This window comes from Luteibacter anthropi (assembly GCF_023699965.1).
Lineage (GTDB): Bacteria > Pseudomonadota > Gammaproteobacteria > Xanthomonadales > Rhodanobacteraceae > Luteibacter > Luteibacter anthropi.
The window spans coordinates 1,696,910-1,716,403 of sequence record NZ_CP077072.1; the positions used below are offsets into that span (position 1 = coordinate 1,696,910).

The 19,494-nt window shown below is 65.0% G+C and carries 11 protein-coding genes and 2 pseudogenes; 7 read left to right on the forward strand and 6 right to left on the reverse strand.

Going from position 1 to position 19,494, the window contains the following annotated elements; translation table 11 throughout:
• Window positions 1-12: 12 nt before the first annotated feature.
• From KR767_RS07600 to KR767_RS07610, 3 genes are all read right to left on the reverse strand, one after another.
• On the reverse strand, window positions 13-477 hold the full coding sequence (locus KR767_RS07600; protein ID WP_250878686.1) for a VOC family protein: 465 nt from the start codon (window positions 475-477) through the stop codon (window positions 13-15).
• 26 nt (window positions 478-503) lie between these two features.
• Window positions 504-935 (reverse strand): YciI family protein, encoded by a 432-nt coding sequence (locus tag KR767_RS07605; RefSeq protein ID WP_166945945.1) that lies wholly within the window; start codon window positions 933-935, stop codon window positions 504-506.
• Between the two features lie 97 nt (window positions 936-1,032).
• Window positions 1,033-1,992 carry an HWE histidine kinase domain-containing protein gene (locus KR767_RS07610; RefSeq protein ID WP_250878687.1) on the reverse strand — a complete coding sequence of 320 codons (960 nt, stop codon included), beginning with the start codon at window positions 1,990-1,992 and terminating at the stop codon, window positions 1,033-1,035.
• A 508-nt stretch (window positions 1,993-2,500) separates the two neighbouring features.
• Here KR767_RS07610 and KR767_RS07615 point away from each other — a divergent pair.
• The 4 genes and pseudogenes from KR767_RS07615 to KR767_RS21440 all read left to right on the forward strand — a co-directional run.
• Window positions 2,501-8,488 carry an alpha-2-macroglobulin gene (locus KR767_RS07615; RefSeq protein WP_250878688.1) on the forward strand — a complete coding sequence of 1,996 codons (5,988 nt, stop codon included), beginning with the start codon at window positions 2,501-2,503 and terminating at the stop codon, window positions 8,486-8,488.
• Window positions 8,489-8,586: 98 nt separating this feature from the next.
• Window positions 8,587-10,953 carry a penicillin-binding protein 1C gene (pbpC, locus tag KR767_RS07620; protein WP_250878689.1) on the forward strand — a complete coding sequence of 789 codons (2,367 nt, stop codon included), beginning with the start codon at window positions 8,587-8,589 and terminating at the stop codon, window positions 10,951-10,953.
• Window positions 10,954-11,051: 98 nt separating this feature from the next.
• Window positions 11,052-11,822, forward strand: a pseudogene (locus KR767_RS21435) (PAS domain-containing protein); the annotation flags it as partial.
• Between the two features lie 150 nt (window positions 11,823-11,972).
• Window positions 11,973-12,374: pseudogene (locus KR767_RS21440) on the forward strand (methyl-accepting chemotaxis protein); the annotation flags it as partial.
• 4 nt (window positions 12,375-12,378) lie between these two features.
• Here KR767_RS21440 and KR767_RS07630 read toward each other — a convergent pair.
• Complete coding sequence (locus KR767_RS07630; RefSeq protein ID WP_166945954.1) at window positions 12,379-13,134, reverse strand: excisionase family DNA-binding protein; 756 nt, start codon at window positions 13,132-13,134, stop codon at window positions 12,379-12,381.
• A 376-nt stretch (window positions 13,135-13,510) separates the two neighbouring features.
• Here KR767_RS07630 and KR767_RS07635 point away from each other — a divergent pair, with 376 nt between their 5' ends.
• The 3 genes from KR767_RS07635 (at window position 13,511) to KR767_RS07645 (ending at window position 16,821) form a co-directional block, all read left to right on the forward strand.
• The gene (locus KR767_RS07635; RefSeq protein WP_250878691.1) at window positions 13,511-14,905 is read left to right on the forward strand and encodes a sugar porter family MFS transporter; all 1,395 of its coding nucleotides are present in this window, start codon (window positions 13,511-13,513) and stop codon (window positions 14,903-14,905) included.
• Between the two features lie 380 nt (window positions 14,906-15,285).
• On the forward strand, window positions 15,286-15,828 hold the full coding sequence (locus KR767_RS07640) for a DUF2058 domain-containing protein (RefSeq protein WP_166945958.1): 543 nt from the start codon (window positions 15,286-15,288) through the stop codon (window positions 15,826-15,828).
• Window positions 15,829-15,834: 6 nt separating this feature from the next.
• On the forward strand, window positions 15,835-16,821 hold the full coding sequence (locus KR767_RS07645) for an NAD-dependent epimerase/dehydratase family protein (protein WP_250878692.1): 987 nt from the start codon (window positions 15,835-15,837) through the stop codon (window positions 16,819-16,821).
• An 88-nt stretch (window positions 16,822-16,909) separates the two neighbouring features.
• Here the strand turns inward: KR767_RS07645 and KR767_RS07650 are convergent, their stop codons facing one another.
• On the reverse strand, window positions 16,910-17,968 hold the full coding sequence (locus KR767_RS07650; RefSeq protein ID WP_250878693.1) for a bifunctional transcriptional activator/DNA repair enzyme AdaA: 1,059 nt from the start codon (window positions 17,966-17,968) through the stop codon (window positions 16,910-16,912).
• 163 nt (window positions 17,969-18,131) lie between these two features.
• Window positions 18,132-19,493 carry an MFS transporter gene (locus KR767_RS07655; protein ID WP_243852944.1) on the reverse strand — a complete coding sequence of 454 codons (1,362 nt, stop codon included), beginning with the start codon at window positions 19,491-19,493 and terminating at the stop codon, window positions 18,132-18,134.
• Between the last annotated feature and the right edge of the window lies 1 nt (window position 19,494).

The following is a 19,494-nucleotide window of genomic DNA, read 5'->3' on the forward strand; positions in this document are numbered from 1 at the left end:
GGGGTGTTCTCCTTACGGCACGGCTTTCGGGGTGCCGGCGTTGACCATCCACGATACGCCGAAGCGGTCCACCACCATGCCGAAGCGTTCGGACCAGAAGGTCTCGCTGAAGGGCATGCCGACCTGGCCGCCCTCGGCCAGTGCATTGAATGCTTTCTCACCCTCGGCCACCTCCGCGAAGCCCAGGGTGATGGAACAGCCCTGGATGCCGTCGTACTTGAAATGCGAGGGGCAGTCCGAAGCGAGGAGAACCTGGCCGCCGAAGTCGAGGCGGGCGTGCATGATGCGGTTTTCGTTTTCCTTGATCTGCTCGGGCGTTGCCCTGGGGCCACCGTCCGGATCTTCGGAAGGCGGGGGCGTCGGAGCGTCCTTGAAGCGGGCGAGCATGGAGATCGTGCCGCCGAGCACCTTGGCGTAGAAGGTGACGGCTTCTTCGCACGTGCCGTTGAAGAACAGATAGGGCTGGAGATACTGCATGACGATGTCCTCGTGGAAGAAGGGGTTCAGTACCGCGTGGCCATGTCCGCGCGCAGGCGCTCTTCCTGCTCGCGCGCCTCGGGCGTGAACTCGGCGCCGAAGTCTTCGGCCTCGAAGACCTGGCGCAGTTCGATCTCGGAGAATTCCGGTTCGTCGAACGGCGTAGGACAACGCTTCACCCACTCGATGGCCTCGTCCAGCGAGCGCACCTGGATCAACCAGAAGCCGGCGATCAGTTCGCGGGTTTCGGCGAAGGGGCCATCGATGACCTCGCGGCGGTCGCCCGAGAAGCGCACGCGGGCGCCCTTGCTGCTGGGATGCAGGCCTTCCATGGCCAGCAGCACGCCGGCCTTGGCCAGTTCCTCGTTGTAGTTGCCCATGGCCGTGAGCAGTTGCTCGCTGGGCATGGCGCCGGACTCGGACGTGGGGTTGGCCCGCACGATGACCATGAATCGCATGACGTTTCTCCTTGGCTGGGGGTGGGAACCTTCCCACCCTTCATGAAGTACGTCGATTGCGCCTTGTCCGAATCGACACGGCCGACAAAAAAATTCGTCAGCCGCCTTCCACCCGCAGGGAAGGCTCGCCCAACCGACCACTGAGCCGGAAACCTGCACGGGCCGGCGCCTCGAAGACACAGCGTACGCCGTCGGGCTCGAAGCGCACCTGGGCCATGCCACGCGCCTGGTCGGCCAGCACGCGCTCGATGAACCGGGTGCCGAAGCCGCGTTGGCTGGGCAGGTGCACGGCGGGGCCGCCGGCTTCCTTCCATTCGATGCGAAGCATGCCGCCGCTGGTCTCGCGGTAGTTCCAGTCGATGCGCACGGTGCCCCGGGCGACGGAGAGGGCGCCGTACTTGCCGGCATTGGTCGCCAATTCGTGCAGGGCCATGGCGACGGAGACCGCCGTCTCGGGCCTCAGCATGAGGGCCGGCCCATCCGCTAGGATGCGATCTCCGCCTGGATCGTGCGGGGCGATGGTGGCCTCCACGATGGCTCGCAGGGACACTTCCTCCCACGACCGTGCGATGAGCAGGTCGTGCGCACCGGCCAGGGCGAGCAGGCGTTGCTCGAAGGTCTGCCGGGACTCGGCGAGACCGCGATCGTCGCGGAAGCTCTGCGCGGCGATGGCCTGCACCACGGCCAGCGTGTTCTTCACCCGGTGGTTGAGTTCGTTGATGAGGATGCGCTGGGCCTGCTGGGCGTCTCGATGGGCCGAGACATCCACGCAACTTCCCCAGTAACCGGCGAAGTGACCATCGCGGTAATACGGCGCACCGTTGTCGAGCAGCCAGATGTATTCGCCGTCGGCCCGGCGCAACCGGTATTCCATGGAAAACGGCTCGCGCGCATGGAAGGCGCCGAGATAGGTTGCCAGGCAGCGGTCGTAGTCGTCGCGATGAACGCCTTCGGTCCAGCCTTCTCCCACTTCTTCAGCCATGCTGCGGCCGGTGAAATCAAGCCATGGCTTGTTGAACCAGTCGCAGAGTGCATCGGTGCCGGAACGCCAGATCATGACTGGCGCAAAATCGGCCAGATCGTGAAACGCAGCGTCACCGGTAGCCAGGGCCCTCTCGAAAGGAGTCTCTCGATACTCGCTCATCATGGTCACCGTCGCGAGTCGCGCCGCGTGTTTCTTCCCCCCTCCCGGCACGACATGTCCGTGATAGGCGCACCGCCCCCCGCGCGTGCGTCGCCCGCCAAGGAGAGTCGAGAGGCGGACGACCAGACGATAACGCAACGCGCGAGCATGTGGCATGCCCGGAAGGCATGTCGTGAAGTATTTCACGCCTTCACGTGTCCGCAGGATTTTTCAGAATCCTTCCATGGGCATCGGTTGTGCCACAAAAAATTCCGAAGAAAGGCGGTGCTGTGTCAGAATCCCGTCGCTCGCAGGACATCCGTCGCGAGCAGGCTGCGCATGGGGATACCGATCCTGTTCGCGCCACCGCCAACGCGGTGGTGCCGTCGGCGTATCCGTCATCGCGGCCATAGTCGTCACCCGACTCAAGGATCAAGGGAACATGGATCTTCTGCGCTTCATCCTGCTGCTGCCGGTGCGCCTGGTGCGCGGCCTGCTCTGGCTGCTGGGCCGCCTGCTACGGCCTGTTTTCGGCAATATGGCCTGGTCGGCCCCTTCCTGGGTACCCGCCACCGGTCGGGTGGCGCGCAGCCATCCCCTGAAATTCACCGGTTCCATTGCCGGTGTGTTGCTGCTTGCAGCGGCCGGGTGGTTTGGCTGGCACTGGTGGGAAAACCGCCCGCGTCCCGTGGAGCCCAATCGCATCACCTTCCAGGCCCCGGCGCCTGACATCTCGGATTACGCGCGCACGCCGGTCAGCATCCATCCCCTCGTGGTGAGCTTCTCGGCGTCAGCGGCGAAGCTGGAATCACTGGGCAAGCCGGTGACCGATGGCATTGCCATGGAGCCGAAGCTGCCGGGCCAGTGGAGCTGGGAAAACGACCGCACCCTGAAATTCGTGCCGGCCGGCGACTGGCCGGTGGGCCGCAAGATCGACGTACGCTTCGACAAGGCCAAGGTGTTCGCGCCGCATGTGCTGCTGGCTGACGATAAGCTTAGTTTCAGCACGGCGCCGTTCACGGCGCGCGTGGTCAACGGCGAGTTCTACCAGGACCCGCAAGACCCGACACGCAAGAAAACCATCATCCAGCTCGGCTTCAACTACCCGGTGGATGCCGCCCAGCTGGAAAAGCGCATTGCGCTGGACCTGCGCGAGCGCGATGCGAAGCGTGGCGACGCGCTGAAGTTCAGCGTCACCTACGACGAACGCCGCCTCAACGCCTTCATCCATTCCCAGCCCCTTCAACTGCCGCGTGACGATGGCTCGGTGGGCCTGAAGCTCGGCGATGGCGTGACCAGCAGCCGGGGCGGGGAGGGCACGGAGAAGGCGCTGGAAACCTCGGTGCGGGTGCCCGGCCTGTACAGCCTGAAGCTCGACGAGATGTCGGCCACCCTGGTCGACAACGAACGCTACGAGCCCGAGCAGGTTGTGGTGATGAATTTCAGTGGTGCGGTCAGCGATGCCGAGCTTGGCAAGCGTCTGCATGCCTGGATCGTGCCGGACGACTTCCGGTTTCCCGGTAACAACAACATCAGCGAGAGCGACCTGCGCCGCTTTACGGCGATCAAGCCTGAGGTGGTGCCCACCGAGAACGACTGGTCGCAGGCGCAGAGCTTCCGTTATCACGCACGCCCTGGCCAGCGCATCTATGTGCGCGTCGACAAGGGCATGACCTCATTCGGCGGCTATGTCATGGCATCGCCGCGCGTCGAAGTGCTGCAGGTGCCGGATTACCCGCGCCTGCTGCGTTTCATGGCCGATGGCGCCTTGCTGTCGCTGTCCGGCGACCATCGCATTTCCGTCGTATCGCGCAACATGCCCGGCATGCGCGTGGAAGTGGGGCGTGTGCTGCCCGACCAGTTGCAGCATCTGGTGTCGCTCAACTCCGGCAGCTATGCCAAGCCGCAGATGTACGGCTTGAGCGCCGACAACATCGTGGACCGCTTCGTAAAGAAGGTGAGCTTCCCGGACGAAGGCCCGGGCAAGGCACATTACGAAGGTTTCGACCTCGGCCAGTACCTCGCCAGCGGCAAACGCGGCGTCTTTCTCATCAAGCTGTCCGGCTACGACCAGCAGCAGGCCGACGAGCAGCTGGAAAACCGCCGCAAGGCCGCCCGCGAAGAAGCATCGCGCCAGGCGGGTGGGGATCCCGACGCGGCGGCCGCGGCCGTGGTCGCCAGCGATGACTCGGGCACCCATTACGACTGGCCGCGCGACGAGCGCCTGGTGGTCATCACCGACCTCGGTGTGATCGCCAAGCACTCGCAGGATGGCAGCCAGGATATCTTCGTCCAGTCGATCCGCAGCGGGTCGCCTGTGGCTGGCGCCACGGTCAGCGTCATCGCCAAGAACGGCAGCACCCTGTTGACGCAGGTCACGGGCGCGGACGGTCGTGCGCACTTCGGCAATGTCGATGGCTTCAATCACGACAAGACGGCCGCGATGTTCGTGGTGCGCCAGGGCGAGGATCTCTCGTTCCTGCCCGTCACCTCTTACGATCGCATGCTCGACTTCTCGCGTTTCGACATCGGCGGCGAGCCCAACGCGCATAGCCAGGGCCAGCTCTCCGGTTACCTGTTCTCCGATCGCGGTATCTATCGTCCGGGCGACCTGTTCCACATCGGCATGATCGTGCGTGCCAACAGCTGGACGCGCAACGTAGCCGGTATGCCGCTCATTGCCGAGGTGGTGGATCCGCGTGGTACCACGGTGCGCCAGCAGAACGTGTCGATGGACCAGGCCGGCTTCGCCGAGCTGGACTACACCACCGCCGAGACCTCGCCCACCGGCAACTGGACGGTGAACCTGTACATTGCGAAAGACGGCAAGCCGTATTCGCAGATCGGCAGCACCTCGGTGCAGGTGAAGGAATTCCAGCCCGACCGCATGAAGGTCTCGGCGAAGCTCTCCACGGCGGTCGCCGAAGGCTGGGCCAGGCCCGACAAGCTCAAGGCACTGGTGGACGTGCAGAACCTGTTCGGCACGCCGGCGGCCGATCGCCGCGTGGAAGGCTCGCTGGTGCTGCGTCCGGCGTTCCCCTCCTTTCCCAGCTACCGCGACTACCACTTTTACGACATCCGTCGTGCGAAGGAAGGTTTCGAGGAAAAGCTGGCGGATGCCAAGACCGACGACAAGGGTCATGCCGAGTTTGCCCTCGATTTGTCCCGCTACGCCGATGCGACCTACCAGCTCTACTTCCTCGCCAAGGCCTACGAGGCCGAGGGTGGCCGCAGCGTGGCCGCTGCCACGCAGGGCATGGTGTCGTCCAATGACTGGCTGGTGGGCTACAAGTCGGTCGACAACCTCGACTACGTCAGCCGCGATGCGAAGCGTTCGGTGAACCTCGTGGCCATCGATCCCACGGCGAAGCGCATCGATCTCTCCGGCCTGAAGCAGGCCATCGTCGAGACACGCTACGTGTCCGTGCTGACCAAGCAGGATTCCGGCGTCTACAAGTACGAATCCAAGGCGCGCGAATCGGTGATGTCCGAAACGCCGCTGACGATTCCCGCGGCCGGCCTGGATGTGACGCTGCCTACCGACAAACCCGGCAACTTCGCCCTGGTGGTGAAGAATGCCGACGGCAAGGAAGTGAACCGTGTCGCATGGTCGGTGGCCGGCGAGGGCAATGTGTCCCGCTCGCTGGATCGCAACACGGAACTCCAGCTCAATCTCTCGAAGAAGGACTACGCCCAGGGCGAGGCGGTGGACGTGGCGATCCGTGCGCCGTACCCGGGCAGCGGCCTCATCACCATCGAGCGCGACAAGGTGTATGCGCACGCATGGTTCCACGCCGACACCACCAGTTCCGTGCAGCACATCACCGTGCCCGCCGACTTCGAGGGCAACGGCTACATCAACGTGCAGTACGTGCGCGATCCGTCGTCCGACGAGATCTTCATGAGCCCGCTGTCGTTCGGCGTGGTGCCGTTCTCCGTGAACATGGATGCGCGCCGCAATGCCATTGCCGTGGAATCGCCGGCCCTGGTCAAGCCCGGCGACACGGTGACCTTCCACGTGACCTCCCCGGTACCGACGCGTGCCGTGGTCTTCGCCGTGGACGAGGGCATCCTCCAGGTTGCCCGCTACAAGCTGGGCGATCCGCTGCAATACTTCTTCCGCAAGCGGATGCTGGAAGTCTCCACTTCCCAGATCCTCGATCTCATCATTCCCGACTTCCAGAAGCTCATGACGATGGCGGCACCGGGCGGTGACGCAGACGGTGCCATCGGCCGCCAGCTCAACCCCTTCCGGCGCAAGCGCGACAAGCCCGTGGCCTACTGGTCGGGCATCGTCGACGTGGACGGCTCGCGTGACCTTACCTACAAGGTGCCCGACTACTTCAACGGCAAGCTGCGCGTAATGGCGGTGAGTGTGTCGCCGGACAAGATCGGTACCTTCGAGGGCGCCACCACCGTGCGCGGTGATTTCGTGCTGTCTCCCAACGTGCCTACCACGCTGGCTCCGGGCGACGAAGCCGAGATCAGCGTCGGCGTGGCCAACAACCTCACGGGTCTGGGTGGCAAGGAGGTGCCGGTGTCGGTCGGGCTCAAGACCGGCCCGCAACTCCAGGTGGTCGGTGAAGCGACGAAGACGCTGAGCCTGGGCGAGATGCGCGAAGGCGTGGCGATCTTCCGCGTGCGTGCCACCGACAAGCTCGGGTCGGGCAACCTCAGCTTCACGGCAGGTGCCAACGGCAAGTCCGCGAAGCAGGGTGTGGATCTTTCCGTGCGTCCGGCCTCGCCGATGCGCACCGATCTCGCTTTCGGTCGCGTCGATGCGCATGCACGCGGCGACGTGACGGCGCTGCGTGACATGCACGATGAATACGCCCGTCGCGACGTGTCGTTCTCCACGGTGCCCGTGGTGCTGGCGCGCGGGCTGGCGGCTTATCTGGTCGACTTCCCTCACTACTGCACCGAGCAGGTCATCAGTGCGGCCATGCCCGCCCTGATCCTCGGCAAGCGCCCTGAGTTCGGCGATGTGAAGCCGGCGCAGATGCGTGATGGCGACAGCCAGCCCGCCGATCCGGTCGCCGCGCTGTTCGACGTGCTGCGTGCACGCCAGAACGGGCAGGGCGGTTTCGGCCTGTGGACAGCCACGCCGGATACGCACACCTTCGCGACCGACTACGCCGTGCATTACCTCATCGAGGCAGCCGATCGTGGGGTGGCGATCCCGCGTGACATGCTGGCGTCGGCAGACAATGCGCTGAAGCAGATCGCCGCCGATGACAGCGACGATTCACTGGCCGGCATGCGTCAGCGTGCCTATGCCATCTACCTGCTGACCCGTCAGGGCAATGTCACCACCAACGACCTGGCCTCGTTGCAGCGTCGCCTTCAGGACATGCATGCGAAGGAATGGAAGAACGACGTCGCGGCAGCATGGCTGGCCGCGTCGTACCAGTTGCTGCACCAGGATCGTCTGGCGGCCGACCTGATATCCGGCCCGCGCAAGCTGCTTGCGCGCAAGGGTACCGACGAGGCGTACTCGTATGCCGACTATTACGACCCGGCCATTCGCGATGCGACCGTGCTTTATCTGCTGGCCAGGCACTTCCCGGACCAGGCGCGCGCCCTGCCTGCGGAGACCGTCGACAATCTGGTGCGTCCGCTGGGCAACGGGCACTACAACACCTTGTCATCGGGCATGATCATCCTGGCGCTGGACGCCTGGGCTGCGCAGGCACCGGACGACGTGAGCAAGCTGTCCATCGGCTCCGTGGCCGCCGACGGCAACGTCACCCCCATCGGGGCAGTGAAGGGATCGCTGGTGGATGGTCACTGGAAGGCGGGGGCGCAGCGCTTGCGCCTGGTCAACGATGCTGACGCGGCCGCATGGTATGGCGTGGCGCAGGCGGGTTTCGACCGCAAGCCGTCGACGCAGACTCGCAAGGATGGCATCGAGGTGACCCGCACCTATACGGACGCCAAGGGCAAGGCCATCGACAAGCTCAGCGTCGGTGACGAGATCGATGTGCATCTGCGCATCCGCTCCACGCGCGACACGGAAGTGTCCGACGTGGCCATCGTCGATCTGCTGCCCGGCGGCTTCGAGCCGGTGCTCAATACCGAGCCCCCCGCCGATGCGCCATCGACGGACGAGGCGGTATCGCCCACGGACAACGAAAGCGAGGGAAGCGAAGGCGACGAGCCCGAAGGGGAAGCCGACGACACGCCCGCCTGGCATGCGCCGATCGGCACCTCGGCCTCCACCTGGTCGCTCGATTACGCCGACGTGCGCGAGGATCGCGTGGTGGTCTACGGTTACGCCTCGCCCGATGTCGCGGAGTTCGTCTACCGCATCAAGGCAACCAATGCAGGTACGTTTGCAATCCCGCCGGTGCTGGCACAGTCGCTGTATGACAGCAGTGCCCTGTCCACGGCACCAGGCGGCGGCACGATCACGGTAGAACGGAAACCCTAGCCATGTAGGAGCGCGCCTTGCGCGCGACCGGTACGAAGCGAACAGCTCACGTTTTCATACCGGTCGCGCGCAAGGCGCGCTCCTACAGATAGAGCACCATGGTCCTGATCCGTCTTTTCCACCGCATCAAATGGCACAACGCCCTGGTGGCGTTGCTGCTGCTTGGGGCGATCCCCCTGGGTTTCCGTCTCTGGCCGCACGAGCCCCTGCGCGCCTGGTTCCCGTCATCGACGGCGGTCTACGACGCCGACGGTCGCCTGCTGCGTCTTACCCTCGCCAGCGATGATCGCTACCGGCTATGGGTGCCGCTGGAAGACATCTCGCCTGCGCTGGTGGATGGCGTGCTGCTGCATGAGGATCGCTGGTTCCGCTGGCATCCGGGCGTTTCCGCCTGGGGCCTGTTGCGCGGCGCATGGATGACGTATGTGCGGCACGGCAACCCCCAGGGCGGCTCGACCATCACGATGCAGCTCGCGCGACTGGTATGGCACCTGGACACCCGCAGCCCCGGCGGCAAGTTCATCCAGGCACTGCGTGCCGTGCAGCTGGAGCTGCAGTATTCCAAGCACGACATCCTGGAGGCTTACCTCAATGCGGCACCCTACGGTCGCAATGTCGAAGGCGCAGGTGCGGCAAGCCTCGCCTACTTCGGCAAGGCACCATCGAAGCTCAACCTGCCCGAAGCACTCACCCTGGCGGTGATCCCGCAGGAGCCGGCGCGCGGGCTGCCCGGCAATGTCGACGGCACCAGTGTCATCGACAATGCGCTCAAGACCTCGCGTGATCGTCTTTTCCAGCGCTGGGTCGCGAAACATCCGGCCGACGAAACCTCGCGCCCGCTGTTCGATCTTCCGCTGCGCCTGCGCCCGCTGTCACGGCTTCCGTTCGAAGCACCGCACTTCGTCGAACAGGTACTGGCCGAGCGACGTATCGATGGCAGCGATGACATGCGCGTCACCACCACGCTCGACCTGGGCCTGCAACACAGCCTTGAGCGGCAGGTGCGCCAGTACGTGATCCGTGCCGGTGACCGGGGCATTCGCAACGCGGTGGCCATCCTCGTCGATACGCGCGACATGGGTGTCAAGGCGATGGTCGGCTCGGCCGATTATTTCGACTCGTCGATCTTCGGCCAGGTGAACGGCACGCTTGCGAAGCGTTCGCCTGGTTCCACGCTGAAGCCTTTCATCTACGCACTGGGATTCGACCAGGGCCTGCTGCATCCGGAGACCGTTCTGCGCGACGTACCGTCATCGTTCGGGCCGTATACGCCCGAGAACTTCGACGGTCACTTCCTCGGCCCGATCACCGCCACCCAGGCACTCGTACGCAGCCGCAATATCCCTGCGGTGCAGGTGGCTTCGCGTCTCGACAGCCCCAGCCTTTACCAGTTCATGCGCGATGCCGGCGTGTCGCGCATGGCGAGCGAAAAACACTACGGGCTCGCGCTGGTGCTCGGCGGCGGTGAAGTAACGATGCAGGAGCTGTCAGGCCTCTACGCCATGCTGGCCAACCGGGGCGAACTACGGCCCTTGCGCCTGCTCGCCGACACGCCACGCACGAAAGGCACGCGGCTGCTCAGCGAAGAAGCCAGCTTCATGGTGATGGACATGCTTCGCCAGAACCCGCGTCCCGACGATGCCGTGGCCGCACAGCCCTCGCGACTTCCGCTGTACTGGAAGACCGGTACGTCGTGGAGCTTCCGCGATGCATGGACGGCGGGAAGTTTCGGCCCCTACGTGCTGGTGGTCTGGATCGGAAACTTCGACGGTTCGGGTAATCCGGCCTTCGTGGGCGTGGACGCCGCGGCACCGCTGTTCTTCCGCATCGCCGATGCCTTGCGTGCGGAGCGCCCGGGGCTGACCGAACCTGTCCGGCGCAATCCGCCCAACCTGCGTCGCGTGCCGATCTGCATCGCCAGTGGCGACCTGCCCAATGCGTGGTGTCCCCAGGTCGGCAGCACCTGGTTCGTTCCCGGTAAGTCGCCGATCCGGGTGAGCACGGTGCATCGTCCGGTGGTCGTGGATACGCGCACGGGCAAGCCGGCGTGCCCTCCCTACGATCCGCAGACCACGCGCACCGAGGTCTACGAATACTGGCCCTCCGACCTGGCGCGGGTCTTCGCGCAGGCCGGCATGCCACGGCGCACGCCGCCGCCGTTGCCCGACTGCCAGGGCGGCGGCCAGCTCGCCGGCGACCCGCCGAAGATCACCTCACCGCTGAAAGGCAGCACCTACCAGATGCGCGTCTCCCGGCTGGGCAGCGAGAAGATCGCCTTCACGGCCACCAGCGATGCCAGCGCACGCACGCTTTACTGGTTCGTGGACGACGCCTACCTGGGTAGCGTCCCCAGCGGCCAGGTGCTGATGTGGGCGCCGGAGCGCACGGGGCGTTTCCTCGTTCGCGTGGTCGATGACCAGGGGCGCAGCGATTCCCGCCAGCTCGGCGTAGGTGCCGTGGAATAGCGTTTCGCAGCAAGTTATATGTTTTTTCGGCAACGCCAGTTCAGCGATCTTCGGAAATCGACGATAAGAACGAGCGTCATTGAGCGCTGGGGGTCGCCATGGCAATCGACATCATCGCCGGAGTTCGTGCCCTGTTCGGCACATCTTCTGCCGACATTCGCGGAAAACTGGACGCGATCAACCGTACGCAGGCGGTGATCGAGTTCGCCCTGGACGGCACCATCCTTGCGGCCAACCAGAACTTTCTCGACGCCATGGGCTATGCCGAGCGGGAGATCGTCGGCCAGCACCACCGGATCTTCGTCGATCCCGACGATGCCGCCTCGCCCGAGTACGCGGCGTTCTGGGAACGGCTGGGCTCGGGGCAGGCGGACGTAGGCCTGTACCGCCGGCTGGGAGCCGGCGGGCGGGAAGTATGGATACAGGCCAGCTACAACCCGGTGCTGAACCGCTGGGGGAAGCCGGTGAAGGTCGTGAAGTTCGCCACCGACGTCACCGGGCAGCGATTGCGCACGGCAGACATGGAGGGCCGGCTCTCCGCCATCGACAAGGCGCAGGCCGTCATCAGCTTCACGCTGGAGGGCATCATCCTCGATGCCAATGACAACTTCCTCGCCACCATGGGCTACTCGCGCGACGAAGTCATCGGCCAGCACCATCGCATGTTCGTCGATCCTGCCGATCGCGAAAGCCTGGAGTACCGGGAGTTCTGGGAAAAACTCGGGCGTGGCGAGTACGACTCATCGCTCTATCGTCGTGTTGACCGGCGAGGTCGCGAGGTGTGGATCCAGGGCAGCTACAACCCGATCCTGGATATGGCAGGGCGTCCGTTCAAGGTGGTGAAATACGCCACCGACGTCACCGCTCAGACACGCGCCACGCGCACCCTGCATGCATCGCTGGCCGAGCTGGCCGATACCGTGCCGGCGATCGCCGAGCAGGCGCGCATCACCAATGCCCTGGCCAACGAGGCCAGTCGCTCGGCCACCGATGGGGGTGCCTTGGTGGAAGCGGTGATCGCGACGATGGCCGCCATCCAGGAAGGCGCCCACGATATCGCCGAGATTGTCGGCATGATCGATTCCATTGCCTTCCAGACCAATATCCTCGCGCTGAATGCCGCCATCGAAGCCGCGCGCTCAGGCGTGCATGGCAAGGGCTTCGCGGTAGTGGCGCAGGAAGTGCGCATGCTCTCGCAGCGCAGTGCCGACTCGGCCCGGGACATCCGCGCCCTCATCGAGCGGACGCTTGAACGCGTGCAGGAGGGCAACGACCGCAGCGGCGAAGCCGGGGCGGCCATGCGCGACATCCTCACCTCGGTGGAGACCCTGCTGGACCGTGTCTCTGACGTGGCCCGCGCAACGAATACACAGGCCGGCGGCATCGATACGGTACGCCGGGCCGTATCCGAACTGGCCTGACGACTCAGCGCCGGCCGCGTTCGGCCATGTAGAGACGGATCTCGTCTTCGGCCAGCGCGGCCAGCGCGCGCATGCCGGTGGCCTGCACCTCGCTGAGCCGGCGCGGACGCCAGTCGAGGATGCACAGCGTGCCCACGGCATGCCCGTCGGGTGTATGCAACGGCAATCCTGAGTAGAAGCGGATATGCGGCGCCCCCGTCACCATGGGGTTGTCGCGCACGCGCACGTCCTGGCGTGCGTCCTCGATTTCCAGCGCGGCGCTACCCATGATGGCGTGGCTGCAGAAAGCCCACTCACGCGGCGTTTCCGCAAGATCGCTGCCGAAGCGTGATTTCACCCACTGCCTGTGTGCGGTCAGCAGTGACAGCAGGGCTACCGGTGCGCCGGTCAGCTGCGCGGCCAGCCACGTGATGCGATCGAAGGAGGCTTCGGGTGGTGTATCGAGCAAGCCGGTGCGGCCTACGGCGCGCAGGCGTCCCGCTTCGTCGGCGGGTGCAGGGTAGGCCGGTGAACGATGGGGTCGCAGTTCGGCAGATGATGGCGAGCCGCCTTCGCTCGCCCTGGCCGTTCGCTCGTCGAGCAGGGCAAGCACTGCGCTGCGGTGCATCCGGCGATGGCCTCCTGGGGTTTTCCAGGATTCCAGCGCGCCGCTTTCGATCCACTTCTGCGCCGTGCTGATGGAGATGCCGAGCAAGCGGGCCGCTTCGCCCGTGGTGATGGAGGGATCGGTGGAATGATGGGTAACGTCGGACTTGGCCAAGAGCAGGTCATGCGTGGGAATAACGCAGCGACGCTACCACAGGCCTGACGAAGCGACGCCACGTATTCGTCGCAGGGTTGCTGAATGTCGTGAAGTGGTTGCCGGCAGGGCACGGTTGAATCATTTGTGGGACTTTTCATGGCTCGATGCGCCGGGCTGATCGGTGCTCGTCGGGCGGCCGGGTTCCATGCCATGGCACGTTGCGCAAAAGTTTTTTGCCGGATAAGGGCAGGGCGCCCCATGCCTTCCAGGCACGACATTCCCCTGAACCCCGAGCCGCAAGCTCACCCGCGTGAGACACCGCGACGACGGAACGAACACATGTCGAGGCATCCAATTCCGGGAACCCTTTCACATTCCTGAAGGTTCCACAGCCATGGATACCGCCGTCAAACAAGAGGTCGACACTGCCCATCCCAAGGCAGCGATCATCACCACCTGTATCCTCGCCGCGCTGGCCGGACTGATGTTCGGCCTGGATATCGGCGTGATTTCCGGGGCCACCCAGTTCATCCAGGCCGAATTCAAGATCAGCGACCACATGATCGAGTGGATAGTCAGTTCCATGATGGCCGGAGCGGCGGTGGGTGCACTCGGCGCCGGCTGGATGTCCGCATCGCTGGGACGCAAGCGGTCGCTGATCCTCGCAGGCGTGCTTTTTGTTGCCGGCTCGCTGTTCTGTGCGGTGGCTGGATCGCCCGAGATTCTTATCGTGGCGCGCTTCGTCCTGGGCCTGGCTATCGGCGTGGCAACCTTCACGGCTCCGCTCTATCTTGCGGAAGTGGCGCCGGAGCGCATCCGTGGCGCCATGATTTCCACCTACCAGCTCATGATCACCACCGGCATCCTGCTGGCCTTCCTGTCGGATACCGCATTCAGCAGTTCGGGCAACTGGCGCTGGATGCTCGGCATCATCGCCGTGCCGGGCCTGTTGTTCCTCCTCGGTCTGTTCTTCCTGCCCGATAGCCCGCGCTGGCTGCTGCTGAAGGGGCGTCGCAAGGATGCGCAGGTGGTGCTGGCGAAGCTGCGCGGCGACGAGAAGGTGGTAGAGAAGGAAATGGCCGATATCGACGAGCAGCTGAAGACCAAGCAGCACGGCTGGAGCATGTTCCGCGAGAACAGCAATTTCCGTCGTTCGGTCGGGCTGGGCGTGCTGTTGCAGGCCGTGCAGCAGTTCACCGGCATGAACGTGGTGATGTATTACGCGCCGCGCATCTTCAAGGATATGGGTTACGACACACATGCGCAGATGTGGTTCACCGCCGCCGTGGGCTTGACCAATGTGCTGGCGACGCTCATTGCCTTTGGTCTGGTCGATCGCCTGGGTCGCAAGCCCATCCTCTATGTCGGTTTTACGATCATGGCCATCGGCCTGGGTGTGGTCGGCACCATGATGAGCACGGGTATTCATACCCGCGGCGAGCAGTTCTTCACCGTCGCCATGCTGCTGGTCTTTATCGTGGGCTTCGCGATGTCGGCCGGCCCGCTGATCTGGACCCTGTGTTCCGAGGTGCAGCCGCTGAAGGGTCGTGACTTCGGCATCGCCTGCTCCACCTTCACCAACTGGGTAACCAACATGATCGTGGGCGCCACCTTCCTCAGCCTGCTGAGCGGCATCGGTAACGCACAGACGTTCTGGCTGTATGCGGCGCTCAACGCGGCCTTCATCTTCATCACCTTCTGGCTGGTGCCGGAGACCAAGGGCGTGACGCTGGAACAGATCGAGCGCAACCTGATGAGCGGCAAGCCCCTTCGCCAGATCGGCCGCTAACCGCCCTGTGCAGGAGCGCGAGCTGTCGCGCGACCGGTCGAAAGCGAGGCCCTCCAAGGCTTACCGTCCAACCCGGTCGCGCGCAAGGCGCGCTCCTACAGGGCTGCGTTTCCTCCTGCCGGTACATCGCTTTTGTAGGAGCGCGCTTGCGCGCGACCGGTCGAAAGCGAGGCCCTCCAGGGCTTACCGCCAACCCGGTCGCGCGCAAGGCGCGCTCCTACAGGGCTGCGTTTCCTCCTGCCGGTACATCGCTTTTGTAGGAGCGCGCCTGCGCGCGACCGGTCGAAAGCGAGGCCCTCCAGGGCTTACCGCCAATCCGGTCGCTCGCAAGGCGAGCTCCTGCCGTTAGAATCGGGCTTCAGTCATCGACCCCTACGATCATGCGCAACCCCCTCCAGGAACAGCTTCTCAAGGCCGGCCTCGTCAAGAAGGACAAGGCCGCCAAGATCGTCCGCGACCAGGCCAAGCAGCGCCAGGGCAAGGCCCCTGCCGCGCCTGCCGAAGAAAAGGTCGATGCTCGTCAGCTTCAGGCCGAACGTGCCGAGCGCGACCGGGCGATTGCCGCCGAGCGCAATGCCGAAGCCCGGCAGAAGGAAATCCGCGCCCAGGTCCGCCAGATCATCGAAACCACGCGGGTCAAGCGCGACGGGGACATCGCCTATCGCTTCACCGATGGCGAACGCATCACCAGCGTGTTGGTGAATGAAGCGCAGCGCGGCCAGCTGGCGGCGGGTACGCTGGTCATCGTTCGCCATGGCGAGGGTTATGAACTGATTCCGCGCCTTCCGGCCGACAAGATCCACCATCGCGGACCGGATCTCATCGTGCTCGACCACGGCCGCAAGGAAGGCGATCCCCTGCCGCCGGACGATGACGACGAGTACTACAAGCAGTTCGTCGTTCCCGACGACCTGGTCTGGTAACAACGCATGCGCATTCTCGTCACAGGAAGTGCAGGGCATCTGGGCGAGGCCCTGGTGCGTCGTCTTCGCAAGGATGGCCGCGCGGTGCGCGGCATCGACATCAAGCCTTCCGCCCATACCGACGAGGTAGGCTCGATTGCCGACGAAGCCTTCGTGCGCGAAGCCATGCGCGGTGTGGATGCGGTGATCCACACCGCCACGCTGCACAAGCCGCACGTGGTCACGCACAGCAAGCGCCAGTTCGTGGATACGAACGTCGCCGGTACCGTGGCCCTGCTTGAGGCGGCGGTCGCGAATCAGGTGCGCTCGTTCGTGTTCACCAGCACCACCAGCGCCTTCGGCGCGGCGCTGTCGCCTGCGGCCGGTGAGCCGGCGGCATGGATCGACGAAGACGTGGTGCCGATCCCGAAGAACATCTACGGTGCAACGAAGATCGCCGCCGAGGGGATGTGCGAGCTGGTGGCCCGCAAGGACCGCCTGCCGGTGCTGGTGCTGCGTACGTCGCGGTTCTTTCCGGAAGACGACGATCGGGCCGGAGTTCGTGCGGAATACGACACGCTGAACATGCAGGCGAACGAGCTGCTTTATCGCCGCGCGGATATGGCCGACATCGTGGATGCGCACCTGCTGGCGGTGGAGCGTGCACCGGCGCTGGGGTTCGGCCGCTACATCATCTCGGCGCCGCCACCGTTCTCGCGTCACGATGTGGCGCAGTTGCGCCACGATGCACCTGCGGTCGTGCGTCGCCTTTTTCCGGAAGTAAATGCGCTCTATGCGACACGTGGCTGGAAACTGCTTCCTTCACTCGATCGCGTCTACGACAGCTCACGTGCCGTACGCGACCTGGGCTGGACACCGAAACGCGATTTCGCCTTCGTGCTCGACTGCCTGCGTCGCGGCGACGATTTTCGCAGCGACCTGGCCCGGACCATCGGCGTAAAGGGTTATCACGACACCGTGTTCGAGAACGGCCCCTATCCCGTAACCAGCTGACCCGCTTCTGTAGGAGCGCGCCTGCGCGCGACCGATCGTAGCGAAACAATCCACCCTGCCGTCACCCGGTCGCGCGCAAGGCGCGCTCCTACAGGGTGGTTGCCAGTTTGCGTTCGTGGCGTAGCAGCCAGTCTTTCCGCCATAAGCCACCGCCGTAGCCGGTGAGCGACCCATCCGCCCCGATCACCCGGTGGCAGGGGATGACGATGGCGATCTGGTTGGCGCCATTGGCCCGCGCGACGGCGCGCACGGCCGTGTGCCGGCCGGCGCTGGTCGCGATCTGGGAATAACTGCGCGTGGTGCCCACGGGAATCGCCATCAGCTCGTCCCATACCGTGCGTGTGAACGCCGAGCCATGCATGGCCAGCGGCGTCTCGAAGCGGGTGCGCGTTCCGGCGAAGTACTCCCCAAGCTCCCTCTCGATCCGCTCGATGACCGCATTGCGCCCGAAAGCCACGGCGGAGCGGGTCGCCTCACGCAGCTTCTTCAGCTCGGACGGCAGGGCGGTGCGGTCGACGAATTCCAGCAGATGCAGAGCCGTTGGGTCCGCCACGGCCAGCATCGGGCCGATAGGGGTCTCCACCCAGTCGGCCTTGAGCAGGTCACGACCGCGCAGATGCAGCGGCGTGTCTCCAAGCAGCCGCGCCACGGCATCGCGGAAGCCGCTGCCCGACTCGAATCCGGCAGATTGTTGTGCCTCGATCACGGGCGCGCCGGTGGCCAGCTTGTCCATGCCAAGCCCTGTCCGGCGCAGCCGGGCCATGTCGAGGAAGGTCAGGCCGAGCTGGCGCTTGAAGGTGCGCCGCACGGTGGACGGGTCGTAGCCCAGGGTTACCAGGTCGTCCTCGGACCAGATCCGCTCCGGGTCGTCTTCCAGCCGGGCCAGCAAGGCCCGCACCATGGGCTCGCGCTCGCCCATCGGGTCGAGCGGGCGGCAGCGCAGGCAGGGCCGGAACCCGGCCTCGAAGCAGGCAGCCACCGAGTCGTAGAACTGCGTATTGCCGATGTTCGGCTTGCGGGCCGGACAGCTCAGCCGGCAGAACACCCCTGTGCTGGTGACGCCCACGAAGACATGGCCGTCATAGGCGGGATCGCGGTCCAGCAGAGCGCGGTACAGGGTGTCGTGGTCGGGCAGGTCGAAAAGCATGGGTAAAGGGTACCCGGCCCGCAGGGCGGCTGGCGACGGGAATCGGGCGGTTATTCAACAGAGCGATACCCTGTAGGAGCGCGCCTCGCGCGCGACCGGTACGGAGCGCGTGGCTCATGGCTTCGTACCGGTCGCGCGCGAGGCGCGCTCCTACGGGGTGTGGTTACACCGGGGTTTTGGAGCGTTCGGTTTCCAGGGCCTTGTTGATGCGCAGGGCCAGCAGGGTGCAGACCACGCCCGAGAGCAGGTACGCACTGACGGCGATCAGACCGAAGCGCTGCGACAGGCCCAGGGCCACCAGCGGGGCGAAGGCCGCACCGATCAGCCACGCGAAGTCGGTGGTGAGGGCAGCACCCGTGTAGCGGTAACGCTTGGCGAAGTTGGCCGTGACCGTGCCGGCCGCCTGTCCATAGGACAGGCCCAGCAGGGCGAAGCCCAGCACCAGGAACAGGTCTTGCGCCAGCTTGCCGCCGTTGAGCAGGAAGGGCGAGGCGATGGCGAACAGGCCGATCAGCACCGCCATGGTGCCCAGGGTGTTGCGGCGACCGATCTTGTCGGCGATGACGCCCGAGGCCACCGTGGCCAGGATCGCTACGAAAGCGCCAACCAGCTGCACAATCAAGACGTTATTGATGTCCTGGGAGTGATTCAGGGCGATCCACGACAGCGGGAACACCGTGACGATGTGGAACAGGGCATAGCTGGCCAGGGCGGCGAAGGCGCCGATGAACAGGTTGTAGCCCTGGGCCTGGAACATCTCGATGATGCCGATGGGCTCCAGCTCGCGCTCTTCCATCAGCTGGGTGTATTCCTCGGTGACCACCAGGCGCAGCCGGGCGAACAGGGCCACCACGTTGATGGCGAAGGCCACGAAGAACGGGTAGCGCCAGCCCCAGCCCAGGAAATCCTCGCGGGACAGCTGGGTGTTGAGGAACAGGAACAGGGCACCGGCAATCAGGAAGCCCGTGGGTGCGCCCAACTGGCCGAGCATGGCGTACCAGCCGCGACGCCCCTTGGGCGCGTTGAGGGCCAGCAGGGAGGGCAGGCCGTCCCACGAGCCGCCCAGGGCGATGCCCTGGAGGAAGCGCAGCAGGGACAGGATGATGATCACCCCGTAGCCGCCGGAGGTGTTGGCGGGCAGGAAGGCGATACAGACCGTGGAGGTACCCAGCAGGAACAAGGCCGCCGTGAGCTTGGTGCTGCGGCTCCAGGTGCGCTGGATGCTCATGAACAAGGTGGTGCCGATGGGGCGGGCGATGAAGGCCAGCGAGAAGATGGCGAAGGCCATCAGGATGCCGTCGAGCTGGCTCAGGAACGGAAAGAACACCGACGGAAAGACCAGCACCGAGGCGATGCCGTAGGTGAAAAAGTCGAAGTATTCCGAGGCCCTGCCGATGACCACGCCCACGGCGATCTCGCCGGGCGCCACGGGCGCGTGTGCCGCACTTCCATGATGGTGAGTGAGATCCCGCTCGGCCTGTGCCCCCGCACTGGCGTGATCGGCGTGTGAAAGGCTTGACATCATG